21 protein-coding genes are annotated in these 25,863 nt (G+C 70.1%); 15 read left to right on the forward strand and 6 right to left on the reverse strand.

All coding sequences use genetic code 11. The features are described from left to right. Nucleotides 1–80: 80 nt before the first annotated feature. The gene (locus tag AB6807_RS15440) at nt 81–1,619 is read left to right on the forward strand and encodes an FGGY-family carbohydrate kinase (protein ID WP_371085271.1); all 1,539 of its coding nucleotides are present in this window, start codon (nt 81–83) and stop codon (nt 1,617–1,619) included. Nucleotides 1,620–1,775: 156 nt separating this feature from the next. Here the strand turns inward: AB6807_RS15440 and AB6807_RS15445 are convergent, their stop codons facing one another. Genes AB6807_RS15445 through AB6807_RS15455 form a run of 3 tightly spaced genes read right to left on the reverse strand, consistent with a single transcriptional unit; the run spans nt 1,776 to nt 5,294 of the window. Then, a complete protein-coding gene (locus AB6807_RS15445) occupies nt 1,776–2,090 on the reverse strand; it encodes a polyhydroxyalkanoic acid system family protein (protein WP_116911430.1) in 315 nt (104 codons plus the stop codon). Next, complete coding sequence (locus AB6807_RS15450) at nt 2,083–3,222, reverse strand: aminopeptidase (protein ID WP_371085272.1); 1,140 nt, start codon at nt 3,220–3,222, stop codon at nt 2,083–2,085. The genes AB6807_RS15445 and AB6807_RS15450 overlap by 8 nt, the downstream gene beginning before the upstream one ends. Next, nucleotides 3,219–5,294 carry a molybdopterin-dependent oxidoreductase gene (locus tag AB6807_RS15455; protein WP_371085273.1) on the reverse strand — a complete coding sequence of 692 codons (2,076 nt, stop codon included), beginning with the start codon at nt 5,292–5,294 and terminating at the stop codon, nt 3,219–3,221. The genes AB6807_RS15450 and AB6807_RS15455 overlap by 4 nt, the downstream gene beginning before the upstream one ends. A gap of 52 nt (nt 5,295–5,346) precedes the next feature. Between AB6807_RS15455 and AB6807_RS15460 the strand changes: the two genes are divergently transcribed. Further along, entirely contained in the window at nt 5,347–6,477 is a 1,131-nt protein-coding gene (locus tag AB6807_RS15460; protein WP_371085274.1) for an ABC transporter substrate-binding protein, read from the forward strand. 3 nt (nt 6,478–6,480) lie between these two features. On the opposite strand, the gene AB6807_RS15465 is transcribed toward AB6807_RS15460, so the two are convergent. Then, nucleotides 6,481–7,575 carry a M14 family metallopeptidase gene (locus AB6807_RS15465; protein ID WP_371085275.1) on the reverse strand — a complete coding sequence of 365 codons (1,095 nt, stop codon included), beginning with the start codon at nt 7,573–7,575 and terminating at the stop codon, nt 6,481–6,483. A gap of 7 nt (nt 7,576–7,582) precedes the next feature. Beyond that, nucleotides 7,583–8,785, reverse strand: coding sequence for a M20 aminoacylase family protein (locus AB6807_RS15470; RefSeq protein WP_371085276.1), 1,203 nt, complete (start codon nt 8,783–8,785; stop codon nt 7,583–7,585). 171 nt (nt 8,786–8,956) lie between these two features. Here AB6807_RS15470 and argE point away from each other — a divergent pair, with 171 nt between their 5' ends. The 11 genes from argE to AB6807_RS15525 all read left to right on the forward strand — a co-directional run bounded on the left by argE (nt 8,957) and on the right by AB6807_RS15525 (nt 22,001). Then, a complete protein-coding gene (gene argE, locus AB6807_RS15475; RefSeq protein WP_116911638.1) occupies nt 8,957–10,123 on the forward strand; it encodes an acetylornithine deacetylase in 1,167 nt (388 codons plus the stop codon). Beyond that, a complete protein-coding gene (locus AB6807_RS15480; RefSeq protein WP_286516227.1) occupies nt 10,116–11,384 on the forward strand; it encodes a DUF445 domain-containing protein in 1,269 nt (422 codons plus the stop codon). Before argE ends, AB6807_RS15480 begins: the two co-directional genes overlap by 8 nt. A 161-nt stretch (nt 11,385–11,545) precedes the next feature. Beyond that, nucleotides 11,546–13,261 (forward strand): hypothetical protein, encoded by a 1,716-nt coding sequence (locus AB6807_RS15485; RefSeq protein ID WP_371085277.1) that lies wholly within the window; start codon nt 11,546–11,548, stop codon nt 13,259–13,261. 140 nt (nt 13,262–13,401) lie between these two features. Next, the gene (locus AB6807_RS15490) at nt 13,402–14,181 is read left to right on the forward strand and encodes an MHYT domain-containing protein (protein WP_371085278.1); all 780 of its coding nucleotides are present in this window, start codon (nt 13,402–13,404) and stop codon (nt 14,179–14,181) included. A 91-nt stretch (nt 14,182–14,272) separates the two neighbouring features. Next, nucleotides 14,273–15,895 (forward strand): acyl-CoA carboxylase subunit beta, encoded by a 1,623-nt coding sequence (locus AB6807_RS15495; RefSeq protein WP_371085279.1) that lies wholly within the window; start codon nt 14,273–14,275, stop codon nt 15,893–15,895. Then, nucleotides 15,892–17,877 carry an acetyl-CoA carboxylase biotin carboxylase subunit gene (locus AB6807_RS15500; RefSeq protein ID WP_371085280.1) on the forward strand — a complete coding sequence of 662 codons (1,986 nt, stop codon included), beginning with the start codon at nt 15,892–15,894 and terminating at the stop codon, nt 17,875–17,877. Before AB6807_RS15495 ends, AB6807_RS15500 begins: the two co-directional genes overlap by 4 nt. 34 nt (nt 17,878–17,911) lie before the next feature. Beyond that, a complete protein-coding gene (locus tag AB6807_RS15505) occupies nt 17,912–18,820 on the forward strand; it encodes an SDR family oxidoreductase (protein WP_371085281.1) in 909 nt (302 codons plus the stop codon). 37 nt (nt 18,821–18,857) lie between these two features. Then, entirely contained in the window at nt 18,858–20,018 is a 1,161-nt protein-coding gene (locus AB6807_RS15510) for an acyl-CoA dehydrogenase family protein (RefSeq protein WP_116911439.1), read from the forward strand. Nucleotides 20,019–20,028: 10 nt separating this feature from the next. Next, entirely contained in the window at nt 20,029–21,192 is a 1,164-nt protein-coding gene (locus AB6807_RS15515; RefSeq protein ID WP_371085282.1) for an acyl-CoA dehydrogenase family protein, read from the forward strand. 159 nt (nt 21,193–21,351) lie between these two features. Continuing rightward, nucleotides 21,352–21,657 (forward strand): YciI family protein, encoded by a 306-nt coding sequence (locus AB6807_RS15520; RefSeq protein ID WP_116911441.1) that lies wholly within the window; start codon nt 21,352–21,354, stop codon nt 21,655–21,657. Beyond that, on the forward strand, nt 21,654–22,001 hold the full coding sequence (locus AB6807_RS15525) for a Dabb family protein (protein ID WP_371085283.1): 348 nt from the start codon (nt 21,654–21,656) through the stop codon (nt 21,999–22,001). Before AB6807_RS15520 ends, AB6807_RS15525 begins: the two co-directional genes overlap by 4 nt. Here AB6807_RS15525 and AB6807_RS15530 read toward each other — a convergent pair. Continuing rightward, entirely contained in the window at nt 21,986–22,930 is a 945-nt protein-coding gene (locus tag AB6807_RS15530; RefSeq protein ID WP_116911442.1) for a LysR family transcriptional regulator, read from the reverse strand. The two genes, AB6807_RS15525 and AB6807_RS15530, sit on opposite strands and share 16 nt — an antisense overlap. Before the next feature lie 136 nt (nt 22,931–23,066). Between AB6807_RS15530 and AB6807_RS15535 the strand changes: the two genes are divergently transcribed. Both AB6807_RS15535 and AB6807_RS15540 read left to right on the forward strand, forming a co-directional pair. Further along, nucleotides 23,067–24,074: a tripartite tricarboxylate transporter substrate binding protein gene (locus AB6807_RS15535; protein ID WP_371085284.1), complete on the forward strand. Its 1,008-nt coding sequence runs from the start codon at nt 23,067–23,069 to the stop codon at nt 24,072–24,074. A 66-nt stretch (nt 24,075–24,140) separates the two neighbouring features. Next, a complete protein-coding gene (locus tag AB6807_RS15540) occupies nt 24,141–25,844 on the forward strand; it encodes a carboxylesterase/lipase family protein (RefSeq protein ID WP_371085285.1) in 1,704 nt (567 codons plus the stop codon). The last annotated feature ends 19 nt before the right edge of the window (nt 25,845–25,863 follow it).

Consider the following 25,863-nt stretch of genomic DNA (forward strand, 5'->3'; position numbering starts at 1 on the left):
CGCCTTCGCGCTGGCAAACTCGCTGGATTCCATCAAGGTGCTGCTCAAGCCGCAGCCCCGATCCTGAGAGACGACACACCATGAAATACGTGATCGGCGTGGACATCGGCACGCAGAGCACCAAGTGCCTGCTGGTCGGCGTCGACGGCAAGGTGCACTCGCAACACAGCGTGGCCTACCAGCCCGAGACGCCGAGGCCGCTGTGGGCGCAGCAGGATTGCGAGGTGTGGTTCGACGCGGTCTGCGAGAGCGTGCGCGGCTGCATCGCGGCCGCCTTCAAGGGCGGCGGCGTGGCCCCCGCCGACATCGCCGCGCTGTGCGTGAGCAGCCTGTACGGCGGCGCGGGCATTCCGGTCGACGAGGCGATGCAGCCGCTGCACCCCTGCCTGATCTGGATGGACCGCCGCGCCACCGCCGAGGTGGCATGGGTGAACGCGAACGTCGACGTGCCGCGGCTCGAAGCCATCACCGGCAACGGCGTGGACAGCTACCACGGCTTCACCAAGATCCTGTGGGTGCGCGAGCACCTGCCGCAGGTGTGGGAGCGCACGCGCTACTTCCTGCCGCCCAACAGCTACATCAACTGGCGCCTCACGGGCGAGCTGGCGGTGGACCACAGCTCGGCCGGCAACATCGGCGGCGTGTACGACGCCGGGCGCAGGCAGTGGTCCGAAGAGGCGATGCGCATGCTCGGCATTCCGGCGCGCATGATGCCGCCGCGCCTGGTCGAGTCGAGCGACGTGGTGGGCGGGCTGAGCGCCGAATGGGCGGAGAAGCTGGGGCTGGCCGAAGGCATGCCGCTGATGGCGGGCGGCGTCGATGCGGCGGTGGCCACCTTCTGCGCGGGCGTCACGGGCAGCGGCGACCATGTCGCGATGATCGGCACCAGCATGTGCTGGGGCTTCGTGAGCCCGACGGTCGATGCGCGCCACAAGCTCATCACCATGCCGCACGTGTACCGCGGCGCGGACCGCAGCTACGTGTTCGGCGGCGCCATCACGGCGGGCGCGGCCGTGACATGGTTCCGCGAAACCTTCTGCCAGGCCGAGGTGGCCGAGGCCGCGCGCACCGGCGAAGACGCGCATGCGCTCATCGAGCGCCAGGCGGTCGACGTGCCCCCGGGCGCGGAGGGCCTGGTGTTCCTGCCCTACCTGATGGGCGAGCGCAGCCCGATCTGGGACGCGCAGGCCAAGGGCGCCTTCATCGGCCTGTCGCTCGCGCACGGCCGCGCTCACCTGTACCGCGCGGTGCTCGAGGGCGTGAGCTTCGCGCTGCAGCACAACATGGAAGCCGGCCGGCAAAGCGGCCAGCCGCTGGACGACCGGCTCATCGTAGTCGGCGGCGCGGCGCACTCCGACCTGTGGATGCAGATCGTGGCCGACGTCACGGGCTACCCGGTGTTCACCATCGAGCAGGAGGTCGAGGCCGCATTGGGCGCGGCCATGCTCGCGGCGCTGGGCGCGGGGCTGGTCGATGCGGCAACGGCCGAGCGCGGCTGGGTCACGCTGGTGGAGCGCGCGCGCCCGGAGCCTGCGGCGCAGGCTGTGTACCGGGAGCGCTTCGATATCTACAAATCGCTGTACCCGGCGTTGCGGGACGCGATGCATCGGCTGAAGTGAGCTGCTGCTTTTTTTGACGTTGGCGTCGTCGTTGTTCAGGGCGCGATCACGCCGATGTCCCAACAGGCGTGGGCTGTTCCGGGGGATTCCGCTGGGGCGCTTTGCGCGGGTGGAGGAAGTGGTGGCGCCGGTGCTCTTCCTGCTTCGAGCGAAGGCTCAGGCGAGCCGGGTGCCGCCGCCGGGTGCGCCGAGCATCGCGTCGAGGTTGCGCGTGATCTTCTGCTCGATCATTTCGCTGAAGCTGCTGAACAGGAAGCCCAGCGTCGCGTCGAGCGTGAAGGTGCTGGCCGTGACCTCGACGGTGCCGTCGATGCCGGCGCGCGTGAAGGTGGCCACGTCGCGGTCCTCGCCCGGGGTGTAGACGCACTCGAGGCCGAACTCCTGCTCGGCCTGCTCGATCCATTGGTGCGCGACCTTGCGCGCGCCGGCGATGCCCAGCGTGTGATTGCGTTCGATGTGGATGTCAGGCACCGTGATGTTCCTTGTTGTCTGTGCTGGGGCTGGAATGGGTTTGCAGGATGCCGCTGGCGGCCTGCAGCGCGCTGCGGCGCTCCTCGCTGGTCGGCAGCGCGGCAATGCGCTTGACCTCAGTGTAAAAGCGCGGCCAGTCGCGGCCCTGGCGCTCGAACAGCGTCTCGAAGCTGGGCACCAGATCGTCGTACGCGCCCTGCGCGCCGAAGGCCGCGTTGTTGGCGCGCGACACCCAGCCGTCGTAGGCGTTCTGGCGCGGGCCGCTCCAGCCGGCCTTCAGCCTGGCGTAGCGCTCGCGAAAGTCGGCCATGGCCGCCTGCTTCATGGCCTCGAGCCGGGCGCGGTCGCCGGCCTTGGCCTCGGGCGATTCGTACACCTGCGTCAGCGCGCGGCGCGTGGCCAGCGCGAGCGCGCGAAAGCCCTGGCGCTGCGCGTCGAACTGCGTGTACTCCGCGCGCGCGGCCTCGCCGGCCTCGCGCTGCAGCCACATCGCGCCGCCGATGCGCTCCACCGCGGTGGCGTACGACTCGTTGAACACCGTGTCGCCGGGCACGTAGAGCACCTGGTGCGCGAGCTCGTGGAACACGATGCGCGCGAGCTCGCCCTCGGGGTAGCCGATGAAGGTGGACAGCAGCGGATCGCCGCCGGCCCAGTTGGTCCAGCCCAGCGTGGAGTACGCGGGCACGGGGTACACGGCGACTTCGAGGTCCAGCTTCTTCTGCGCCTCGGCCTCGGCCTTGGCCGCGTCCTCGCTGTAGTAGCCGCGGTAGCCCACGCAGCCGGCCACCGGAAAGCACCAGCTCTTCAGCGTGAGCGAGTACGGCGGCGCGGCCACCACGTTCCACACCGCGGCGGCGCGGTGCAGGTCGGCGTACGAGGTGTAGCTGCGGTTGTCGGGCAGGCCGAGCTCGCGGGTGGCGAAGCGGCGGATGCGCTGCGTGAGCTCGAGCTTGGCCTTCAGCGGCGCCGAGGTGGCCGGGTCGGCCAGCCACTCGGGCACGGCCTTGGCCGCCCGCATGATGCCGATGTGGCCGCTGGCCGATTGCCAGTAGTAGCCGAGGTCGGCGCAGCCGGTGAGGGCCAGCAGCACCCCGGCCCCGGCGAGTGCGGCGAGCGCGGCGAACGGCCTCACGCCTTCTCGACCTCGACCAGGCAGTCGTAGAAGGTCGGGCCGCGGCCGATGTCGGTCAGGCGCTGGCTCGTGAGCTCGTTGACGTTGGTGCCGTCCATGCCCAGCTTGCGCCACCAGATGCCCATGCCGTGCACCACGCCGCGGCGCGCGCGGCGCGACACCTCGGCGCGGCAGCGGTGCTCGCCGCGCTGGTTGAACACGCGCACCGTGGCGCCGTCCTCGATGCCGCGCGCGGCGGCGTCGTCGGCATGGATTTCGAGCAGCGGCTCCACCTCGATGGCGCGCAGGCTGGTCACGTTGACGAAGGTCGAGTTGAGAAAGTTGCGCGCCGGCGGCGAGATCATGGCCAGCGGAAACTCGGCCGAGCTGCCGGCCGGCTCCCAGTTGGGCACGTGGTCGGGCACGCCGTTCATGCCCATGGCCTCCAGCCGGGCGCTGAAGAATTCGCAGCGGCCCGAGGGCGTGGGAAATCTGCCTTCGGCGAACGGCGCCTCGGGCAGCTTCACGCTGGTGAAGCCCTGCTCGAGCAACTGGGGAAAGTCGATGGCGTGCTCGGCGAAGGCGGTGCGGCACAGCGTTTCGTCGGAATCGCTGAAGCAGGGCTCGGTGAAGCCCATGCGGCGCGCCAGCTCGCGGAACACCCAGGCGTTGCTGCGCGCCTCGCCGCGCGGCGCCACGGCCGGGCGGTTCAGCAGCACGTCGGTGTGGCCGTAGCTGCAGTGGATGTCCCAGTGCTCCAGCTGCGTGGTGGCGGGCAGCAGGTAGTCGGCGTAGTCGGCGGTGTCGGTACGGAACTGCTCCAGCACCACGGTGAACAGGTCTTCGCGCGCGAAGCCCGCCGCCACCTTGGCCGACTCGGGCGCCACCGCCACCGGGTTGCTGTTGTAGACCACGATGGCCTTCACCGGGCGCGCGGTGTCCAGCAGCGCGTCGCCGATGGTGCTCATGTTGATGGTGCGCGGGCGCCGGCCGGCCAGCAGGTCGGGGCGCTGCAGCGCGGCGCGGTCGACCGGGTAGTGGCCCGAGCTGCTCAGCAGCACGCCGCCCGCGCGCTCGCGCCAGGCACCCACCAGCGCCGGCAGGCAGGCGATGGCGCGGGCCGCGTTGCCGCCGCCGCGCACGCGCTGCATGCCGTAGTTCAGGCGAATGGCCGCCGGCCTGGTGGTGCCGTAGGCCTTGGCCAGCGACACGATCTGCTCTTCGGGAATGCCGCAGACCTCGGCCGCGCGCGAGGGCGGCCATTGCAGCGCGCGCTCGCGCAGCTGCTCCCAGCCCAGCGTGTGCTCGGCGATGTAGCCGTGGTCGAGCCAGTCGTGCACGATGAGCTCGTGCATCAGCGCCAGGGCCAGCGCGGCATCGGTGCCGGGCAGCAGCGCGACGTGCTCGTCGCACTTGTCGGCGGTTTCGGTCTTGCGCGGGTCGATGCACACCACCCGCGCGCCGGCCCGCTTGGCCACCTGCACGTGGCGCCAGAAGTGCAGGTTGCTGGCGATGGAGTTGCTGCCCCAGATCAGGATGAGCTTCGCCTCGGCGAAGAACTCGATGCGCATGCCCACCTTGGCGCCCAGGGTGTAGACCATGGCCTCGCCGCCGGCCATGGAGCAGATGGTGCGGTCCAGCAGGCTCGCGCCCAGCTTGTGGAAGAAGCGCCGGTCCATCGACTCGCCCTGCACCAGGCCCATGGTGCCCGCATAGCTGTAGGGGAGAATGTCTTCGGGTTTACCCTGTAATGCGCCAAGATGTGCAGCGATGTCGTCCAGCGCGGCGTCCCAGCTCACCGGCTCGAACTGGCCGCTGCCCTTGGGACCAATGCGCTTCAGCGGCTGCACCAGCCGTTCGGCATGGTCGTTTCGCTCGATGTAGCGCGACACCTTGGTGCACAGCACGCCACCGGTGTGCGAATGCGCGGCATTGCCTTGCAGTTTCACGGCCACGCCGTCCTTGACGGTGGTGACGAGCGCGCACGTGTCCGGACAGTCGTGGGGGCAGGCCCCCAGGACGGTCGCCGTGGCGGTGGCCGTGGCGGTGGGCAGGGGTGCTTCTTTGAGCAATGAATCCGGTGCGTGGGGCATCGGGCAAGTCTAATTTGTGCGCGAGTCAGCGCGCGTGAGGGGGGTTTTGAACATGACGATGAATCGACGACGTTTTTCCTTGGCCGCGGGCGCGGCCGCCACGCTGGGCGGCTTCGGCCTGGCCCGGGCGCAGGGCGAGGCACCGCTGGTGCTGGGCCAGTCGGCACCGTTCACCGGTCCGGCGGCGCAGCTGGGCATCCAGTTCCACCAGGGCGCCAAGCTGTTCCTGGAGAGCTACAACGCCCAGCCTGGCCGCCGCAACGTGGTCATCAAGAACCTGGACGACGGCTACGAGCCCGAGCGCTGCGCGGCCAACACGCAGAAGCTGATCGACGAGGACGTGTTCGCGCTCTTCGGCTACATCGGCACGCCCACCAGCCTGGCCGCGCTGCCGCTGGCGGTGAACAGCAAGGTGCCGTTCATCGCGCCGCTGACCGGGGCGATGTCGCTGCGCGAGCCCTTCCAGAAGAACGTGTTCCACCTGCGCGCCTCGTACAACGACGAAACCGCGCTGATGGTCAAGCAGCTGACCACGCTGGGCCTGAAGAAGATCGCGGTCTTCTACCAGAACGACGCCTACGGCAAGGCCGGGCTCGACGGCGTGACGCTGGCGCTGGAGCAGCTGCAGCTCAAGCCGGTGGCGCTGGCCACGGTGGAGCGCAACTCGAACGACGTGGCCGCGGCGGTGAAGACCATCGCGGGCGCGCGGCCCGACGCGGTGGTGCAGATCGGCGCGTACAAGGCCTGCGCGGCCTTTATTCGCGAGGCGCGCAAGGCGGGCTACGGCGGCACCTTCTTCAACATGTCGTTCGTGGGCACGCAGGCGCTGGCCGACGAGCTGGGCAAGGATGCCGCGGGCGTGATGGTCACGCAGGTGGTGCCCTCCCCCTACAACCCGGCCAACGCGCTGGCGCGCGAGTTCGCGGACGCGGTGCGCAAGGCCGGCAACGCAGCCAGCGCCAACTTCTCGAGCATGGAAGGCTACCTGGCCGCCAAGGTGCTGACCGAGGGCCTGCGCAAGGCGCCGGGCAAGCCGACGCGCGACAGCCTGGTGGCCGGGCTGGAAAGCATCGACCGCCAGCAGTTCGGCGGCTTCGAGGTGTCGTTCTCGGCGAAGAACCACGTGGGCTCGAAGTTCGTCGAGCTGTCGATGCTGACGGCCGACGGCCGCGTCAGGACCTGAGGCTCAGCCCGCGAGCCCGTCCACCGCCTGGAACATCGCCTGCCGGGCCTGGCTCACGATCTGCCCGCGCCAGGCGTCGGTGTCGGTATAGAACGCCTCCACCATCCGCGCCCGGATGCCGTCGGCCAGGTCGGCCGGCGCTTCCGGGTGCTTGTGCAGCCAGTGGTCGGCGCGTAGCGCACCGGTCACTTCCAGGATGGGCAACGTGCCGTACTCCAGCGCGATGCCGGTGTACTCGGCCTGCGGGCATTCCTCGTACACCGCGTCCCACATCAGCCCGCGCAGCAGCGCCGAGGTGGAAGACCCGTCGTAGATCGAGGTGACTGGCGCGGCCGGCGTGCCCCACCACGCATTGGCGCGCGCGTAGGTGGCCTTGTCGTCCCTGCCCGCGTAGATGCGCTCGCCCAGGCCGTTGGGGCCCAGGCCGGTGTGCAGGTCGATCCAGGCGAGCCGCCTGGCGCGGCCCGCGTGGGTGGCCAGCACCTTGCGGATCGTCTTGTTGCTCCAGGTCGGCGCCTTGCCGCCGAAGAACAGGCCGTCGTCGAACTGGTACTGGCCGCTGGTCACGGCGGCCTGGTAGGCGGTGGCGCCGTGCTTGTCGATCCACCTGGCCACGGCCGCCTGGTTCTCGGGCGTCGGCGGCCAGGTGGCCGGCAGCAGCAGCTCGTGCAGCCTGGCGTAAGGCTCGTTCACCGGCACCGGCTTCGAGAAGTCGATGAAGTTGCGGTTCAGGTCGACGTTCTCGTGCGTCACGCGCCGGCCATGCGAAAAGCCGTGCGGGTTCAGCGCATGCACATACAGCACCGCCACGCCCTGCGCCCTGGCCTTCTCGCGCCACTCGGCGTCGTGCAGCGCAAACACCTGCACGCCGCTGCCGCAATGGCCTTCCACGCCGTGGCAGGCGCTGGTGACGACGAGCAGCCGCTCGGCGTTCGCGTCGCCGTCGAGCGCCACGTCCATCGACAGCTCCTCGCCGTCGCGGCCTTTCAGCGGGTGGGCGTGCGGCTCCACCGTGAGGCCCGCGCTCACGCAGGCCTGCAGGAACTTCTGGCGCGCCTGGGCGTAGCGCGGGGAGAAGGCCTCGGCAATGCCGATCATGCGGCGCTCATAGGGTGGTACCGCCGGGCTTCAGGAACTGCTCGGCCAGCTGCACCCAGCAGGTCGCGCCCAGCGGGATCAGGTCGTCGTTGAAGTCGTAGCTCGCGTTGTGCAGCGTGCACGGGCCCTCGCCGTGGTGCACGTCGCGGTGTGCGCCGTCGCCGTTGCCGATGAAGGCATAGGCGCCGGGCTTGGCCTGCAGCATGAAGGCGAAGTCTTCCGAGGTCATGGCGGCCTCTTGCCGCAGCACGTTGTCGGGGCCCACGATGTCGCCCATCACGCGGCGGGCGAAGTCAGCCTCGGCCTCGGTGTTGATGGTGGGCGGGTAGTAGCGCTCGAAGCGGAAGTCGCAGGTGGCGTCGTGCGCCGCGCAGATGTGCCTGGCGATCTGCTCCATCTTGGCCTCGATCAGGTCGAGCACCTCCAGCGAGAACGTGCGCACCGTGCCCGACAGCTCGCAGTTGTCGGGAATCACGTTGTTGGTTTCGCCGGCGTGGATGGTGGTGACCGAGATCACGGCCGAGTCGGTCGGCTTCATCTTGCGCGTGAGGATGGTCTGGAAGGCCTGCACGATCTCGCAGGCGATGGGCACCGGGTCGATGCCGGTCTGCGGCAGCGCGGCGTGGCCGCCCTTGCCGATCACGTTCACATGGAACTTGTTGCCCGAGGCCATCACCGGCCCGGGGCTCACGGCGAACTGGCCGGCCTTCATGCCGGGCCAGTTGTGCATGCCGAACACGGCGTCCATGGGGAACTGCTCGAAGAGCCCTTCCTTGATCATCTCGCGGGCGCCGCCGCCGCCTTCTTCGGCCGGCTGGAAGATCAGGTACACGGTGCCGTCGAAGTTGCGGTTCTTGGCCAGGTGCTGCGCGGCGGCCAGCAGCATGGCGGTGTGGCCGTCGTGCCCGCAGGCGTGCATCTTGCCGTGGTGCTGGCTGGCGTGGGCGAAGGTGTTGAGCTCGGTGACGGGCAGCGCGTCCATGTCGGCGCGCAGGCCGATGGCGCGGGTGCTGGTGCCGTTCTTGACGATGCCCACCACGCCGGTGGTGCCCAGCCCGCGGTGGATGGGAATGCCCCATTCGGTGAGCTTGCCTGCCACCACGTCGGCGGTGCGGACTTCTTCGAAGCAGAGTTCAGGGTGGGCGTGGAGGTCACGTCGGACGGCGGCGATGCCGGCCGCCTGGGTGACGAGCGAATCGATGAGTTTCATGCTTCACAGTCTAGGCTTTGCCACTGCACCCGCAAAGACCGTGCCGGGCAAACCCTCAGGCCAGGCCAGGCCGGGACGGCATCGACGCTGGCGGCGGCAGTGGCAGTGGCACTGGCATTCGCAGTGGCCGACAACGCACGCGCCGCGCCGACTTCCGGGAGAATGCGCCGCATGCTCCACACGCTTTCCCCCCAAAGCCTTCTGCTGGCCCAGACGCTGGTTCGCATGAACACCGTCAGCGCCAACAGCAACCTCCAACTGATCGACTTCGCGCAGAGCCACCTCGCGGCCCTGGGCGTGAAGAGCCGCATCACCTACAACGCCGAGCGCACCAAGGCCAACCTGTTCGCCACGCTGGGCGAAGGCAAGCCGGCCGGCGTGATCGTCTCGGGCCACACCGACACGGTGCCCTGGGACGGCCAGGACTGGAGCGTCGACCCGCTCTCCGCCGTGGTGCAGAACGAAAAGCTCTACGGCCGCGGCTCGGCCGACATGAAGAGCTTCATTGCCATCGCGCTGGCCAACGCCCACCGCTTCCTGGAAAGCGACTCGCCCTTCGCGGTGCACTTCGCCTTCAGCTACGAGGAAGAAATCGGCTGCTTCGGCGTGAAGGAGCTCATTGCCGACATGCGCGACGCGGGCATCAAGCCGCTGGCCTGCATCGTGGGCGAGCCCACCAGCATGGTGCCGGCCATCGCCCACAAGGGCGTGTACCGCTACAAGTGCTGCGTGCGCGGCAAGGAGGCGCATTCGTCGCTCACGCCCAAGTCGGTCAACGCCATCGAGATGGCCGCGCGCGTGATCGGCAAGGTGCGCGACATGGCCGAGGACTTCGAGCGCAACGAGCCGCGCTACGAAGGCTTCGACGTGCCCTTCAGCACCGCCAGCGTGGGCCAGTTCCACGGCGGCATCGCCGACAACGTGGTGCCGCGCGACGCCGAGTTCCGCTACGAGTTCCGCGACCTGCCCACCGCCGACGCCAGGCGCATGCAGAGCGACGTGGTGGCCTACGCGGGCGGCCTGGAGCCGGCCATGAAAAAGGTCGCGCCCGACGCGGGCTTCCAGTTCGAGACCATCTGCGAAATTCCGAGCTTCCTGGGCTCGGCCGACGACCCGATCACCCTGCTGGCCCAGCGCCTGGCCAGCGAGGACCGCACCACGCTGGTGGCCTTCGGCACCGAAGCGGGCCTGTTCAAGAACGCCGGCATCCCCACCGTGGTGTGCGGCCCCGGCAGCATCGAGCAGGCGCACCAGCCCGACGAGTTCGTGAGCCTGGAGCAGCTGGCGCGCTGCGAGCTGTTCATGGAGCGGCTGGCCACCTCGCCCAAGATTGGCTGACCCACAAGACAGCGGCGCGCTGCAACGCATGAAGCGCGTCGCGCTCGGCCTGCTGTGCGGCGCCGCGCTGCTGTACGCGGCGGCCAGCGTGCTGCACGCGCGGCACCCGGCCTGGGACTCTTTGGGCTATGTGGCCGCCTTTGCCGAGGCGGCCATGGTCGGCGCCATTGCCGACTGGTTCGCGGTGGTGGCGCTGTTTCGCCATCCGCTGGGCCTGAAGATTCCGCACACGGCCATCATCCCGAGCAACAAGGACCGCATCGGCGCCAAGCTCGCGGGCTTCATCTGCGACAACTTCCTGAGCACCGCGCAGGTGCTGGGCAAGGTGCGACAGTTCGACGCGGCCGGGCGCATCGCCGACTGGCTGGCCCGCCCCGCCAGCGGCGAGAAGCTGGGCGAATGGGGCGTGGCCGCCACGCGCTACGGGCTCGCGGCCTTCGACGACGAGCGGGTGCGCGCCTTCATGGGCCGGGCCGCCGCCGCGGGGCTGCAGAAGATCGACCTCTCGCGCCTCACCGGCCAGGCGCTGGACGCGCTCACCGCCGGCGGGCGCCACCAGGCGCTGCTCGACGACGTGCTGCAGCAGGTGGCCGGCCTGCTCGAGGGCGAGGAGCTGCAGGCGCACATCACCGAGGCCATCGCGCGCGAGATCAAGACGCTGCGCTACGTGGGCCTGGACCAGGTGGCCGCCAAGCTGGCCACTCGCAAGATCGTGGCGGCCGTGGCGCGCACCATCGGCGAGCTGGCGGCCGAGCCCGACCACCCGATGCGCAAGCGCTTCGACCACTTCGTCGACGACTTCGTGGTGCGCCTGAAGCTGGACCCCGAGTTCCAGCAGCGCGGCGAGCAGATTCGCGCCGAGCTCATCGCGCACCCCGCGCTGGGCGACTACCTGCACGGCCTGTGGGGCGAGCTGCTGGGCTGGCTGCACGACGACCTGGGCCGCCACGACTCGACCATTCGCCAGCGCATCGCCTCGATGGCCGGCGCGCTGGGCACGCGGCTGCAGGGCGACGAGGCCATCCGCCGCTGGATCAACGAGCAGATCGAGGCCGCCGCGCCGCTGGCCATCGAGCGCTATCGCGAGGACATCCGCCGCTACATCGAGGAGCGCGTGGGCGAGTGGAACGCGCAGGAAATGACGCTGGAGCTGGAGCGCCACATCGGGCGCGACCTGCAGTTCATCCGCATCAACGGCACGCTGGTGGGCGGGCTGGTGGGCTTGCTGATCCACACGGTCACGCAGCTGCTGCGCGGCTGAACGACGAACGGCTGAGCGGCCGCCAGCCACATCCGAACGGCCGGGTAAGCCCCAGCGGACGAAAGTCCGCACCGTGTCCCGGGAGCGACTCCACGCCCCGCCCCGCCTCCTAGACTGCCTCGCGCGCCCCGTCGCGCGACCACAAAGAGGAGACACAACGCATGACCCGTCTTTCGTCCAGCGCCTGTCACGGCGCCCTTCGCGCCGCCCTGCTCGCCACCGGCCTCGCCCTGCTGGGCGCGTGCGGCTCGGTGATGGCGCCTTTCTCGGCACCGTCCGTCAACATATCCAAGGCACCGGCCGCCACCCGGCCGGCCTCGTGGGCCGCGCCCGAGGTGCTGGTCGCGCCCTCGTCCTTCGCCGGCGTGCACGGCCTGGCCATCGACGGCAAGGGCCGGCTGCTCGCGGGCTCGGTGCTGGGCAACACGCTGTGGGAGGTCGACCGCACCACCGGCGCGGCCAGGGTGCTGGTCGACGCGCCCGAAGGCCAGGCCGACGACATCGCCGTGGGACCGAAGGGCGAGCTGGCGTGGACCAACTACCTCATGGGCATGCTGCGCTACCGCGAGAGCGACAGCGCCCCGCTGCGCGTGCTGGCCAAGGACCTGCCCGGCCTGAACTCGCTGGACTTCGACCGCCGCAACGGCAAGCTCTACGCCTCGCAGGTGTTCCTGGGCGACGCGCTGTGGGAGATCGACCGCGAAGGCCAGAAGCCGCCGCGGCTCATCAAGAAGGACATGGGCGGCTTCAACGGCTTCGAGGCCGGCCCCGACGGCATGCTCTACGGGCCGCTGTGGTTCAAGGGCCAGGTGGTGAAGATCGACCCGGCCAACGGCGCCATGACCGTCATCGCGGACGGCTTCCAGATCCCGGCCGCGGCCAACCTCGACGGCAAGGGCAACCTCTGGGTGGTCGACGCGCGCAGCGGCGAGCTGGTGAAGGTGGAGCTGGCCACCGGCCGCAAGACCGTCGCGAAGCAGCTGCGGCCCTCGCTGGACAACCTGGCCATCGCGAAGGACACGCCGGACGGCACCATCTACGTGTCCAACATGGCCAACAACGAGGTGCAGGCCTTCAACCCTGCTACCGGCGAGCTGCGCACGCTCACCAGCGGCAAGGTGGCGGTGCCGGCCGGCATGAAGATCGACGGCAACGACCTGTGGGTGGCCGACGTGTTCGGCTTTCGCCGGGTCGACGTGCGCACGGGCGAGGTGCACGACGTGTTCCGCATGCAGCGCGAGCCCGAGCTCGACTACCCGTTCGCGGTCGGGCTGTCGCCGAAACTCATCGCGCTGACCTCGTGGTTCACCGGCTCGGTGCAGCTGGTCGACCGCCAGACGCTGAAGACGGTGGACGTGATCCACGGCCTGAAGGCGCCCTTCGACGCCATTCCCATGCCGGACGGCAGCGTGGTCTACGCCGAGATCGCCACCGGCAGCATCACGCGCGCCAGCGGACCCAGGTTCGCCCAGAAGTCGGTGATTGCCAGCGGCCTGAACGGCCCGGTGCAGATGGTCGTCGGGCAGGACGGCGCGCTCTACGTCACCGAGGCCGCCGGCAAGCTGCTGCGCATTCCGCTGGACGCCAGCGCGCCGCTGCGCACCGTGGCCGACGGCCTGGCGCTGCCCGAGGGCCTGGCGCAAACACCGTGGGGCAGCTTCGTGGTGGCCGAGAGCGCGGCGCGCCGGCTGGTGGAAATCGACCCGGCCGACGGCAGCCGCCGCACGGTGGCCGAGAACCTGCCGATCGGCCTCGCGCCCGGGCCCGGAATGCCGCCGCCCTACGTGGTGACGGGCGTGGCCGTGGGGCGCGACGGCACGGTCTACGTGTCGGCCGATCGGAACAATGCGATATATCGAATCAGCCCTGTCAGGTAGCGTAACAAGAAGTGTAAATACCTGTTTACTTTTAATAACAAACATTACAGACTGATCGGCACGTCTCGCGGCGTACCGGTCAGGCAGGGGTTTTCGGGGGTCGCGGGCGTTCTTGTTCTTCACTGAAAGGAACCCTCCTCATGACTCCGCTCGTCACAGGCCAGCTGCTTTCGCCCGAGTACTCCGTGGGCATGGTGGCGCTTTCGTTCTTCATCTCGTTCGCGGGCTCGCTGGTGGCGCTGATCTGCGCCGGGCGCATGGTCGGCGCGGACGGCAAGCCCAACCTCGCCGTGGTGGCCTGCGCCGCCGTGGCGCTGGGCGGCATCGGCATCTGGTCGATGCACTTCATCGGCATGCTGGCCTACCGGCTGCCGGTGGCCATCTCGTACAACGTGCCGCTCACGGTGGTGTCGCTGGTGGCGGCGGTGCTCATCTCGGGCATTGCGCTGTACATGGCGGGCGGGCGCCGCCAGTTCAGCAAGTCGGGCTGGCTGGGCGGCAGCCTGCTGGCCGGCGCCAGCGTGTGCGTGATGCACTACATGGGCATGTTCGCGATGAACATGCGCGCCTCGATGGACTTCGACATCGCGCGCGTCGGGCTGTCGGTGGTCATCGCGGTGAGCGCGGCCGCCGCGGCGCTGTGGCTGGCCTTCAACCTGCGCCGCTTCACCCACAAGGTGGCGGCCGCCGCGGTGATGGGCCTGGCCGTGTGCACCATGCACTACGTGGGCATGAGCGCGGCCGACATGATCTGCACCGCCGCCGCGCCGGTCGACGCGCTGGCCATCGGCGGCAGTTCCATGAGCCTCACGGTGTTCGGCACGGCCGGCGCGGTGCTCATCTTCATCTACTGGGTGGTGACCGGCAGCAGCCTGGACACGACGCCTGCGGCAGGCGTGCGGCATCCGCGCATCAGCTGAGCCAGCCGACCAGCTAGTTGGCGCAAGCAGGGCCGGCGGGCCCCCCCTACAGTCTGTACAGAGCGACAACAACGACCTGTACAGACACCCCATGCCCGTCATCGAATCCCGGCTGCACGCGGCCAGCGACACCTTCCAGGCCAACCGCGCGGCGATGCTCGCGCTGCTCGGCGAGGTGCGCGCCCACGAGGCCCGCGCCGCGGCCGCCTCCGGCGCCTCGGCCGAGCGCTTCGCCAGGCGCGGCCAACTGCTGCCGCGCGAGCGCATCGCGCTGCTGCTGGACACCGGCGCCCCCTTTCTTCCGCTGGCCTCGCTCGCGGGGCTGGGGCAGGACAACCCCGACCTGTCGAAGAGCGTGCCCGGCGGCGGGCTGATCTCGGGCATCGGCCAGGTGGCGGGCGTGCGCTGCATGGTGAACGCCTCCGACTCCGGCATCGACGCCGGCGCGCTGCAGCCCATGGGGCTGGACAAGCAGTTGCGCGTGCAGGAGATCGCGCTGGAAAACAAGCTCCCCTACGTGCAGCTGGTGGAAAGCGCGGGCGCCAACCTCATGCAGTACCGCGTGCAGGACTTCGTGCGCGGCGGCAACATCTTTCGCAACCTCGCGCGGCTGTCGGCCGCCGGGCTGCCGGTGGTGACGGTGACGCACGGCTCCTCGACCGCGGGCGGCGCGTACCAGACGGGCCTGTCCGACTACATCGTGATGGTGCGCGACCGCACCCGGGCCTTTCTTGCCGGCCCGCCGCTGCTGAAGGCCGCCACCGGCGAGATTGCGACCGAAGAGGAGTTGGGCGGCGCCGTGATGCACACCCACGTTTCCGGCCTGGGCGACTACCTGGCCGAGGACGACCGCGACGCCATCCGCATCGCGCGCTCTATCCTGGGCGGCATCGACTGGGCGCGCGAAGACAGGCCGCGCCCCTTCGCCCCTCCGCGCCACGACGCCGAAGACCTGCTGGGCCTCATGCCCAGCGACGGCCGGCGGCCGGTGGACATGCGCGAGGTCATCGCGCGCATTGCCGACGGCTCCGAGTTCCTGGAGTTCAGCGAGCACTACGGCAGCGCCACGGTATGCGGCCACATCCGTCTCGAAGGGCATGCGGTGGGCCTCGTCACCAACAACGGGCCCATCGACTCCGACGGCGCCACCAAGGCCACGCACTTCATCCAGGCGTGCTGCCAGTCGCGCACCCCCATCGTCTACCTGCAGAACATCACCGGCTACATGGTGGGCCGCGCGCATGAAGAGGCCGGCATCATCAAGCACGGCGCCAAGATGATCCAGGCCGTGACCAACGCCACCGTGCCGCAGATCACGCTGCACTGCGGCGCCTCGTACGGCGCGGGCAACTACGGCATGTGCGGCCGCGGCTTCGCGCCGCGCTTCTGTTTCAGCTGGCCCAACGCGCGCACCGCGGTGATGGGCGGCGAGCAGGCCGCAAAGACGATGGCCATCGTCATGGAGGCCGGCATGGCGCGCAAGGACGGCGGCAAGGGCGTGGTCGACCACGCGAAGATCGACGCGATGCAGCAGCAGATCGTCGAGCGCTTCGACCGGCAGATGAGTGTGTTCACCACCAGCGCGCTGCTGCTGGACGACGGCGTCATCGACCCGCGCGACACGCGCGCCGTGCTGGCCGAGGTGCTCTCCGTGTGCCGCGACGCCGATGCGCGCACGCCGCAGGCCATGCAGTTCTCGGTGGCACGGCCATGAGTGGTTTTCACAAGATCCTGATCGCCAACCGCGGCGAAATCGCCGTGCGCGTGATGCGCACCGCGCGCGCCATGGGCTACCGCACCGTGGCCGTGTATTCCACCGCCGATGCCGACGCCGAGCACGTGCGCCAGGCCGACCAGGCCGTGTGCATCGGCGAAGCGCTGCCCGCGCAGAGCTACCTGAACATCGCCGCCGTCATCGAGGCCGCGCGCACCAGCGGCGCCGACGCCGTGCACCCCGGCTACGGCTTTCTCGCGGAGAACGCCGCGTTCGCGCAGGCCTGCCGCGACGCCGGCCTGGTCTTCATCGGCCCTTCGCCCGACGCCATTCGCGCGATGGGCGACAAGGCCGGCGCCAAGCGGCTGATGCAGGCCGCTGGCGTGCCCTGCATTCCGGGCTACCAGGGCGAAGACCAGCGCGCCGCCACGCTCGCCGCCGAGGCCGCGCGCATCGGCTGGCCCGTGATGATCAAGGCCACGGCCGGCGGTGGCGGGCGCGGCATGCGGCTCGTGAATTCGGCCGCGCAGTTCGACGAGTTGCTGCGCAGCGCGCAGTCCGAAGCGCTCAACGCCTTCGGCGATGCCACGGTGATCCTGGAGCGCGCCATCGTCGCGCCGCGCCACGTCGAGGTGCAGGTGTTCGCCGACCGGCACGGCCACGCCATCCACCTGGGCGAGCGCGATTGCTCGGTGCAGCGCAGGCACCAGAAGGTGATCGAGGAGGCGCCCTCGCCCGCCGTGTCCGAGACCTTGCGCGAGCGCATGGGCGCCACGGCCGTGGCCGCGGCGAAGGCCATCGGGTACGAAGGCGCGGGCACGCTCGAATTCCTGCTCGACGCCGACGGCCAGTACTGGTTCATGGAAATGAACACCCGCCTGCAGGTCGAGCACCCCGTGACCGAGGCCGTGACCGGGCTCGACCTGGTCGAGCTGCAGCTGCGCGTGGCCGCCGGCGAGCCGTTGCCGATCACGCAGCAGCAGGTGCGCATCAGCGGCCACGCGATCGAGGTGCGCCTGTGCGCGGAAGACCCGCAGCAGGGCTTCATGCCGCAGAGCGGCACGCTCGCCGCGTGGCGGCCTTCGCCCGTGCTGCGCACCGAGCACGCGCTGCGCGACGGCGCGGCCGTGCCGCCCTTCTACGACTCGATGATCGCCAAGCTGGTGGCGCACGGCCGCACGCGCGACGAAGCCCGCCACCGGCTCGTCGCCGGCCTGCAGGACACGGTGGCGCTCGGCATCGCGACCAACCAGGCCTTGCTGCAACGCGCGCTGTCGCACCCGGTGTTCGCGCGCGGCGAGGCGACGACCGCCTTCATTGCCGACCATGCCGATGCGCTGCTCGCACCCGATGCCGCCACCGACACGCAAGCCGCCTTGCTGGCCGCCCTGCTGCTGCAGCTCGGCGAGCGCGGTTGGCCGTCTCCCCTGGCGCACACGCTGCCGAATGCCTTGCGCTTTTCGCTCGACGGCGTGGTGCATGCGGCGCGCGCGACACCGCGCGGCAAGGGCGCGTTCGACGTGGCGCTGGACGACCGGCCCGCCACGCAGGTCGCGCTGCTGGCCCTGCAAGACCACGGCGCGCTGCGCTTCGCGTGCGGCGGGCTGGCCGAGCAGGCCGTGGTCGTGCGCGAGTCGGGCCGCGCGAACTTTCCGTTCTTTCATTTCCGCGGCCGCGCGTTCCGGCTCGACAACCTCACGCACGTGGCGGTGGCCCGCGCGGGCGACAGCGGCGGCGACGGCCTGCTGCGCGCCTCCATGAACGGCCGCGTCATCGCGCTGCTCGTGGCCGAAGGCGATACGGTGGCCGCGGGGCAGCCGCTGGTCACGCTGGAGGCGATGAAGATGGAGCACGTGCACTGCGCGCCGCGCGCGGGGCGCGTCGCGCTGCATGTCGCGGTCGGTGCGCAGGTGGCCGCGCGGCACGTGGTCGCTGAAGTTTCAGATGCGGCCGAAGCAACCGACGTTGCCGCCGACGCATGACGCGCTTCCACCCAAGTTCTCGAAAGTTTTCGACATGAATGCTTCTTCTCGCTACCGCTCCGTCTTCACGCCCGGCCTCTTCGACGGGCAGATCATCGTCGTTACGGGCGGCGGCTCGGGCATCGGCCGCTGCACCGCGCACGAACTTGCCGCGCTCGGCGCGCACGTGGTGCTGGTCGGCCGCAAGCAGGACAAGCTGGACGCGGTGAAAGCCGAGATCGAGGCCGCCGGCGGCAAGGCCAGCACGCAGGCCTTCGACATCCGCCAGGAAGACGCGGTGCGCGCGGCCATCGGCGCCGTCGTCGCGGCGCAGGGCCGCGTCGACGGGCTGGTCAACAACGCTGGCGGCCAGTACATCACGCCGCTGCACGCCATCTCGGCCAAGGGCTGGGAGGCGGTGATCCACACCAACCTCACGGGCGGCTTCCTGGTGGCGCGCGAGTGCTACCTGCAGAGCATGCAGGCGCACGGCGGCGCCATCGTCAACATCGTGGCCGACATCTGGGGCTCCATGCCCAACATGGGCCACAGCGGCGCGGCGCGCGCGGGCATGGTGAGCTTCACCGAGACGGCCGCGGCCGAGTGGGCCGTGAGCGGCGTGCGCGTGAACGCGGTGGCGCCGGGCTACATCGCATCGAGCGGCATGGACCACTACCCGCCCGAGGCCGGCGACATGCTGCGCGCCATGCGCAAGACGCTGCCCGCGGGCCGCTTCGGCACCGAGGCCGAGACCTCCGCCGCCATCGCCTTCCTGCTGTGCCCCGCGGCCAGCTTCATCAGCGGCACCGTGCTGCGCGTGGACGGCGCGCGGCCGCAGGTGCGCATGGGCTGGCCCATGGAGCTGCCCGACGCGCAGGCACGGCAGCGCGAGGCGGTGAAGCCCTTCGACGGCTTCCACCTGGCGCAGACGCCGCGCGTCTTCCAGGATGCGCAGGACAAATAAAGAACGAACAAACGAACAGAAGACCGGAGACAACCCCATGCAGTACACGCACGAACACCTCGAGATCCAGAAGACCCTGCGCCGCTTCATCGACGAAGAAATCAACCCGCACGTGGACGAATGGGAAGAGGCCGAGATCTTTCCCGCGCACCAGGTCTTCAAGAAGCTCGGCAACCTCGGCCTGCTGGGGCTGAACAAGCCCGAGGCCTTCGGCGGCGGCGGGCTCGACTACTCGTACGCCATGGCCATGGCCGAGGCGCTGGGCCACGTGAGCTGCGGCGGCGTGCCCATGGCCATCGGCGTGCAGACCGACATGTGCACGCCCGCGCTCGCGCGCTTCGGCAGCGACGCGCTGCGCCGCGAGTTCCTGGCGCCCGCCATCGCGGGCGACATGGTGGGCTGCATCGGCGTGAGCGAGCCCGGCGCCGGCAGCGACGTGGCGGGCCTTAAGAGCCACGCGCGCAAGGACGGCGACGACTACCTCATCAGCGGCCAGAAGATGTGGATCACCAACAGCCTGCAGGCCGACTGGATGTGCATGCTGGTCAACACCAGCGACGGCCCCGTGCATCGCAACAAGTCGCTGGTGATGGTGCCCATGGACAGCCCCGGCATCGAGAAGGCGAAGAAGATCCGCAAGATCGGCATGAACTCCAGCGACACCGGCCTCATCTACTTCGACAACGTGCGCGTGCCGCAGCGCTACCGCATCGGCGAGGAGGGCCAGGGCTTCATCTACCAGATGCAGCAGTTCCAGGAAGAGCGGCTGTGGGCCGCGGCGAGCTCGCTCGAGTCGATGGAAGACTGCATCGCGCAGACCATCGAATGGGCGCAGCAGCGCCAGATGTTCGGCGGCACGCTGGCCGACCAGCAGTGGGTGCAGTTCAAGCTGGCCGAGCTCAAGACCGAGGTGGAGGCGCTGCGCGCGCTCACCTACCGCGCCTGCGACCTGCATGTGCAGGGCGAAGACGTGCTCGAGCTCGCGTCGATGGCCAAGCTCAAGACCGGCCGGCTCACGCGCCAGGTGGCAGACACCTGCCTGCAGTTCTGGGGCGGCATGGGCTTCACGCTGGAAAACCGCGTCTCGCGGCTGTACCGCGACGGCCGGCTCGGCTCCATCGGCGGCGGCGCGGACGAGGTGATGCTGGGCATCCTCGCGAAGACCATGGGCATCGCCAAGCGGGCGCCGCGCGTTTGAGGGCGCGCCGGTGAACGACGAACTGAAGGCCGACCGCGCGGCGCTCGCCGACACGGTGCGGCGCTTCGCGCAGACCGAGATCGCGCCGCACGTGCAGGCCTGGGACGACGCGGGCGAGTTCTCGCGCGCGCTGTACGCACGCGCCGCCGAACTCGGCCTGCTGGGCCTGGGCTACCCCGAGGAACTGGGCGGCACGCCGGCCTCTTACGCGCTGAAGCTGCCCGCGTGGATCGCGCTGGCGCGCCACGGCCAGAGCGGCGGCGTGCTGGCCAGCCTGTTCTCGCACAACATCGGCCTGCCGCCGGTGGTGCTGCACGGCAGCGAGGCGGTGCGCCAGGAGGTGGTGCCGCCGGTGCTGCGCGGCGAGAAGATCGCGGCGCTGGCCATCACCGAGCCCGGCGGCGGCTCCGACGTGGCCGCGCTGCGCACCACCGCGCGGCGCGACGGCGCGCACTACGTGCTGAACGGCGAGAAGACCTTCATCACCTCCGGCATGCGCGCCGACTGGATCACCGTGGCCGTGCGCACCGGCGAGGGCCGCGGCGCAGGCGGCATCTCGATGCTGCTGGTGCCGGGCGATGCGCCGGGCCTCTCGCGCACGCGCTTGTCGAAAATGGGCTGGCTGTGCTCCGACACCGCCACGCTGCACTTCGACAACGTGCGCGTGCCCGCGCGCTACCTGCTCGGCGAAGAGGGCGCGGGCTTTCGCATGGTCATGGGCAACTTCAACGGCGAGCGCATCGGCCTGGCCGCCGGCGCGCTGGGCTTCTCGCAGGCGTGCCTGGACGAGGCGCTGGCATGGGCGCGCGAGCGCAAGACCTTCGGTGCCGCGCTCATCGAACACCAGGCGGTGCGCCACAAGCTGGTCGACATGCAGATGCGCATCGCGTCGACCGAGGCGTGGCTGGAAGCGGTGTCCGCAGAAGGCGATGCGCTCGAAGCCGCAGGCCGCCACAACGCGCCGGAATGGGTCGCGCAGATCTGCCTGCTGAAGAACCACGCCACGCAGACCATGCAGTTCTGCGCCGACCAGGCCGTGCAGGTCCTGGGCGGCATGGGCTTCATGCGCGGCACCGTGAGCGAGCGCATCTACCGCGAGGTGAAGGTGATGATGATCGGCGGCGGCGCCGAGGACATCATGAAGGAACTGGCGGCGAAGCAGATGGGCTGGTAAGCAGCCTCGCCGCGCTCGCCGCGCTCCCCGTGTTCACGGCTTCCGTGTGCCAGCGGAAAACTGTTCTTCACGCACGGGGCCCGAAGCGCATGGCGTTTCGCGCCGCGCCTGCTTACCATCGGCCGGCATCCCCCATGCCACTGAACGCAGGAGCCTCGCGTGATCTTCGTTTTTCATCTTCTGGACAAGCCCGGCTCGGCCGCGCTGCGCACCGCGGTGCGCCCCGAGCACAAGGCCTACCTGGCCCATGTGGCCGACCGCATGGCCTTCGCCGGCCCGCTGCTGGCCGACGACGGCAAGACCATGGTCGGCAGCCTGCTGGCCATCGACTTCGACAGCCGTGCCGCGGCCGAGCAATGGCAGGCGAACGAGCCCTTCACCCGCGCCGGGCTCTACGCCAGCAGCTCGGTGCTGGCCTTCACCAACCTGTGGCCGCAGAAGGTCGGCTTTCCGCCGGCCGAATGAACGCGCGCACCATGCCCGCGCCCACGCCGATGCCCGCGCCCGTGTTGAAGCACATCGTCATGTGGGACCTGCGCGGCGACACGCCGGAAGAAAAGGCGCAGGCCCGCGCGCTGCTCAAGCGCAAGTTCGAATCGCTGCGCGGGCAGATCCCGGGGCTGCTGCACCTGGAGGTCGGCGTGGATTCGAGCGGCATCGGCTATGCCTGCGACGTGGTGCTGTACAGCGAGTTCGACAGCCAGGCGTCGCTCGACGGCTATGCCACGCACCCGGCGCATCTGCGCGTGCGCGAAGAGCTGGGCGACCTGCGCATCGCGCGGCACCAGGTGGACTACGCGGTCGGCTGAGTCGAGGCGGGGCGGCCGGCGCCGGAGCGCGCCGTCGCCACGCAGAAGCTGCGCACCAGTTGCAGCGCGGGCGCCTCGGTGCGGCCTTCGAGCGTGACGAAGGCGAACTGCGCGCTCAGCCCCGCCGCGGGGTGCACCTTCAGCTCGGCCAGCTCGCCGCTGTCCTGCAGCGCGCGCGTGGCCGCCAGCACGCCCAGGAAGATGGCATCGGTGTTGCGCACGGCGCCGATCAACGCGCCGATGTCTTCCGATGACACGTGCAGCCAGCGCTGCGGGCTGGCGTCGCTGCCGTAGCGTGCCACCAGCGTGCGCGCCACGTCGTCGCTCACCATCGTGGAGATCACCGGGTAGCGCGTGAGCGCGTCGAAGCGCACGGGCTTGCCGCCGCCCTGCGCGAGCAGCGGATGGTCGCGCCGGCAGACGAAGCCCGAGCGCATGGTGGGCAGCACCTCGATGTGCAGGTCTTCGCGCGGCGGCACCGCGCGGTAGGTGAGCACCAGCGCGTCGAGCGTGCGCGCCCGCAACGCCGCCAGCTGGAGCTCGGGGCTGCCGCCGTGCAGTTGCAGGCCCACGCGCGGGTGCTTGCGCAGCATCTCGATCAGCAAGGGACCCGAGAACAACGCGCCGGGCGCCGCGCCAAGCCCCAGCCGCACCGAGCCCGCCTGCCCGTCGGCCAGCAGCGCCGCGGCGCGCTTGAGCTCGTGCGCTTCCGTCGAGATGCGCTTGGCGCGCGCCAGCACCATCGCGCCGAAGGGCGTGAGCTCGTTGCGCTTGCCGATGCGGTCCACCAGCTGCATGCCCAGCTCCTGCTCGAGCATCTGGATGCTGCGGCTGAGCGCCGGCTGCGTGAGGTGCACCTTCTCGGAAGCGCGGCTGAAGGAGCCGGTTTCCGCGAGCGCGAGCAAGTGGTCGAGTTGCTGGAGGTTCATGACGGTGGCGCGAGCGCGTTTGCATGCGGGGTCTGCATGAGTGATGCGCATGGTAATGACAAAAACAATGCATTGGACGGATGAAAGACCGATTCCTAGCATCCAGCGCACACCACTCAAGACCCAGGAATTCACCATGAAACGATTCGGCCGATGGCTCTGCGCGCTGGCTTTTCTAGGCTGCGGCACGGCGGCGATGGCGCAAGCGCAGTCACAAGCACAGGCGCCCGCCTTCCCCTCGAAGGTGGTCACGCTGATGGTCCCCTACCCCGCCGGCGCGGCCAGCGACTTCACCGCGCGGGCGCTGAGCGAACCCTTCGCCAAGGCGCTCGGCGGCCCGGTGATCGTGGAGAACATCGGCGGGGCGACCGGCGCCATCGCCGCGGCCAAGGTGCTCGGCGCGCCGGCCGACGGCCACTACCTGTTCCAGGGCTCGCCCAACGAGCTGATCCTGTCGGGGCTGGTGAACAAGAGCACGCGCTACAAGCCCGAGGACTTCCAGTGGATCGCGCCGGTGGCGACCTCGCCGCTGGTGCTGGTGGTCAACAGCAAGCTGCCGGTGCATTCGCTGGACGAGTTCGTGGCGCTGGCGCGCGCCCGCAAGGACGCGCCGTTGAGCTACGGCACGCCGGGCGCGGGCACGCTGTACCACCTGCTCGGCGAGCTTTTCACCCGGCGCACCGGCGCGCCCCTCACGCACGTGCCCTACAAGGGCGGCGCGCCGATCATCCAGGACCTGCTCGGCGGGCAGATCGACTTCGCGTTCATGCCCTACCAGGCCTTCTACGTGGACTACGTGAACCAGGGCCGCCTGCGCCTGGTCGGCTCGCTCTCTCCGGGCAAGCGCCTACCCGCGCCCTTCGACACGCTGCAGACCAGCGCGCAGAGCAAGGACATGAAGGAGTTCGACTTCGGCATCTGGACCTCGTACATGGTGCGCAAGGGCACGCCGCAGCCGGTGGCCGAGCGGCTGAACGCGGCGATCGCGGCCGCGCTGAAGAACCCGCATGCGCGCGCGCAGCTGGAGTCGCAGGCCAAGACGGTCTTCGAGCCGATGAGCCTGGAGGCGGGCGAGAAGTTCTACGCGAGCGAAATGGCGCGATACCGCGAGCTGGTCAAGACCATCGGCTACGAAGCGCCCTGACGGTCGCGGTCCTTCCACCCCCTCGCCACTCCATCGCCATTCGGTTCCCTTCGAGGAGACGCATTCATGAAGAACGGACACATCCCCGGCCTCGCGCTGACCCTGGCGCTCGCGCTGTCGCTCTCCGCCTGCGGCGGCGGCGGGGGCGGCACGGGGTTCGGCGGCATCGCGCTGCCACCTTCCGCCACACCCGCGACAGCCGAGCCCCCGGCGCCGGTGGCGCCACCACCCGCGCAGGATCTCTCGCTCGCCACCACCACCGAAGGCCAGGTCGCGGGCACGGCCGGCGCCGAGGTGGTGTCCTTCCTCGGCATTCCCTATGCGCAGGCGCCGGTGGGCGCGCTGCGCTGGGCGCCACCGCAACCGCCGGCCGCGCGCACCGGCACGCTGCAGGCCAAGGCCTTCGGCAACGCCTGCCCGCAGGCGCCCGGCGCGGTGTCGTCGCCGATTGCCGAAGACTGCCTCTACCTGAACGTGTGGAAACCCGCGGGCACGAAGCCCGGCGACCGGCTGCCGGTGGTCTTCTACATCCACGGCGGCGCCTTCACGCTCGGCTCGGGCGAGATGGGCCCGAGCCCGCTGGCCAGCCGCGGCGTGGTGGTGGTCAGCCTGAACTACCGGCTGGGTGCCCTCGGCTACCTGGCCAACCAGGCGCTGCGCGCGGCCAACAAGGACGGCAGCCTCGGCAACTTCGCGGTGATGGACCAGCTCGCCGCGCTGGGCTGGGTGCAGAAGAACATCGCGGCCTTCGGCGGCGACGCGGGCAACGTCACGCTGTGGGGCACCTCGGCCGGCGCCACGCAGAGCTTCTCGCTGCTGCAGTCGCCCAAGGCCAAGGGGCTGTTCCAGCGCGCGGTGATGCAGAGCGGCGGTTCGGCCGAGTACTCGAACCCGAGCATGGACACCTCGCTGGCCGTCGGTGACACGGCGGTGAAGAACCTCGGCTGCAACACCGCCGCCGACGTGGTCGCCTGCCTGCGCGCGCTGCCCGTGTCCGCGCTGCTCGGCCAGGGCGGGCTCAAGTGGCGGCCCACGGTGGACGCGCAGGTCATCACGCAGGTGCCCGCGCGCGCCTTCCAGAGCGGCAACTTCAACCAGGTGCCCGTGATGATCGGCGGCGTGTACGACGAGGGCACGCTGTTCGTCGACACGAAGCTGAGCGCCGACAACTACCCGCTGTACCTGCGCAGCCTGGCACCGGCGGGCTACGACACCACGGCCATCGAGGCGGCGTACCCGGTCGGCAGCTACGCCGTGCCCGCGCAGGGCTTCGCGCGGGCCATGGGCGACGCGCTGTACGCCTGCGGCAACAGCGCGCGGCGCGATGCGCTGTCGGCCTGGGTGCCGGTGTACGGCTGGGAGCTGACCGACCCGCAGCTCTCGTTCCCAGCGAGCCTCAATAGCTCAAAGGCCTTTTATTACGGCACCGCGCACGGCATGGACAGCTACTACTTCACCGGCACGGTCGATGCGCTGCCCAGCTACCCGTACTTCGACCCCGGCAGCGCCACGCCCGACGCGGCCACCACGGCGCAGCGCAAGGCGCTGTCGGCGCAGATGGTTTCGTACCTGCTCAACTTCGCGAAGAACGGCGATCCGAACGGCGACGGCCGCGAGGTCGCCACGCCCTGGCCGCGCTTCACGGGACCGTCGGACCGCGCGCTGATCGACTTCAGCTACCCCGCCGTCGAGACCTCGCGCAACGCGTTCGAGCAGGCGCACAAGTGCGACACGCTGTGGGGGCCTGCCGTGTTCCCACCGCTGTACTGAACCCTGACCTACAGACCCC

This window comes from Variovorax sp. RCC_210, assembly GCF_041355175.1.
Lineage (GTDB): Bacteria > Pseudomonadota > Gammaproteobacteria > Burkholderiales > Burkholderiaceae_C > Variovorax.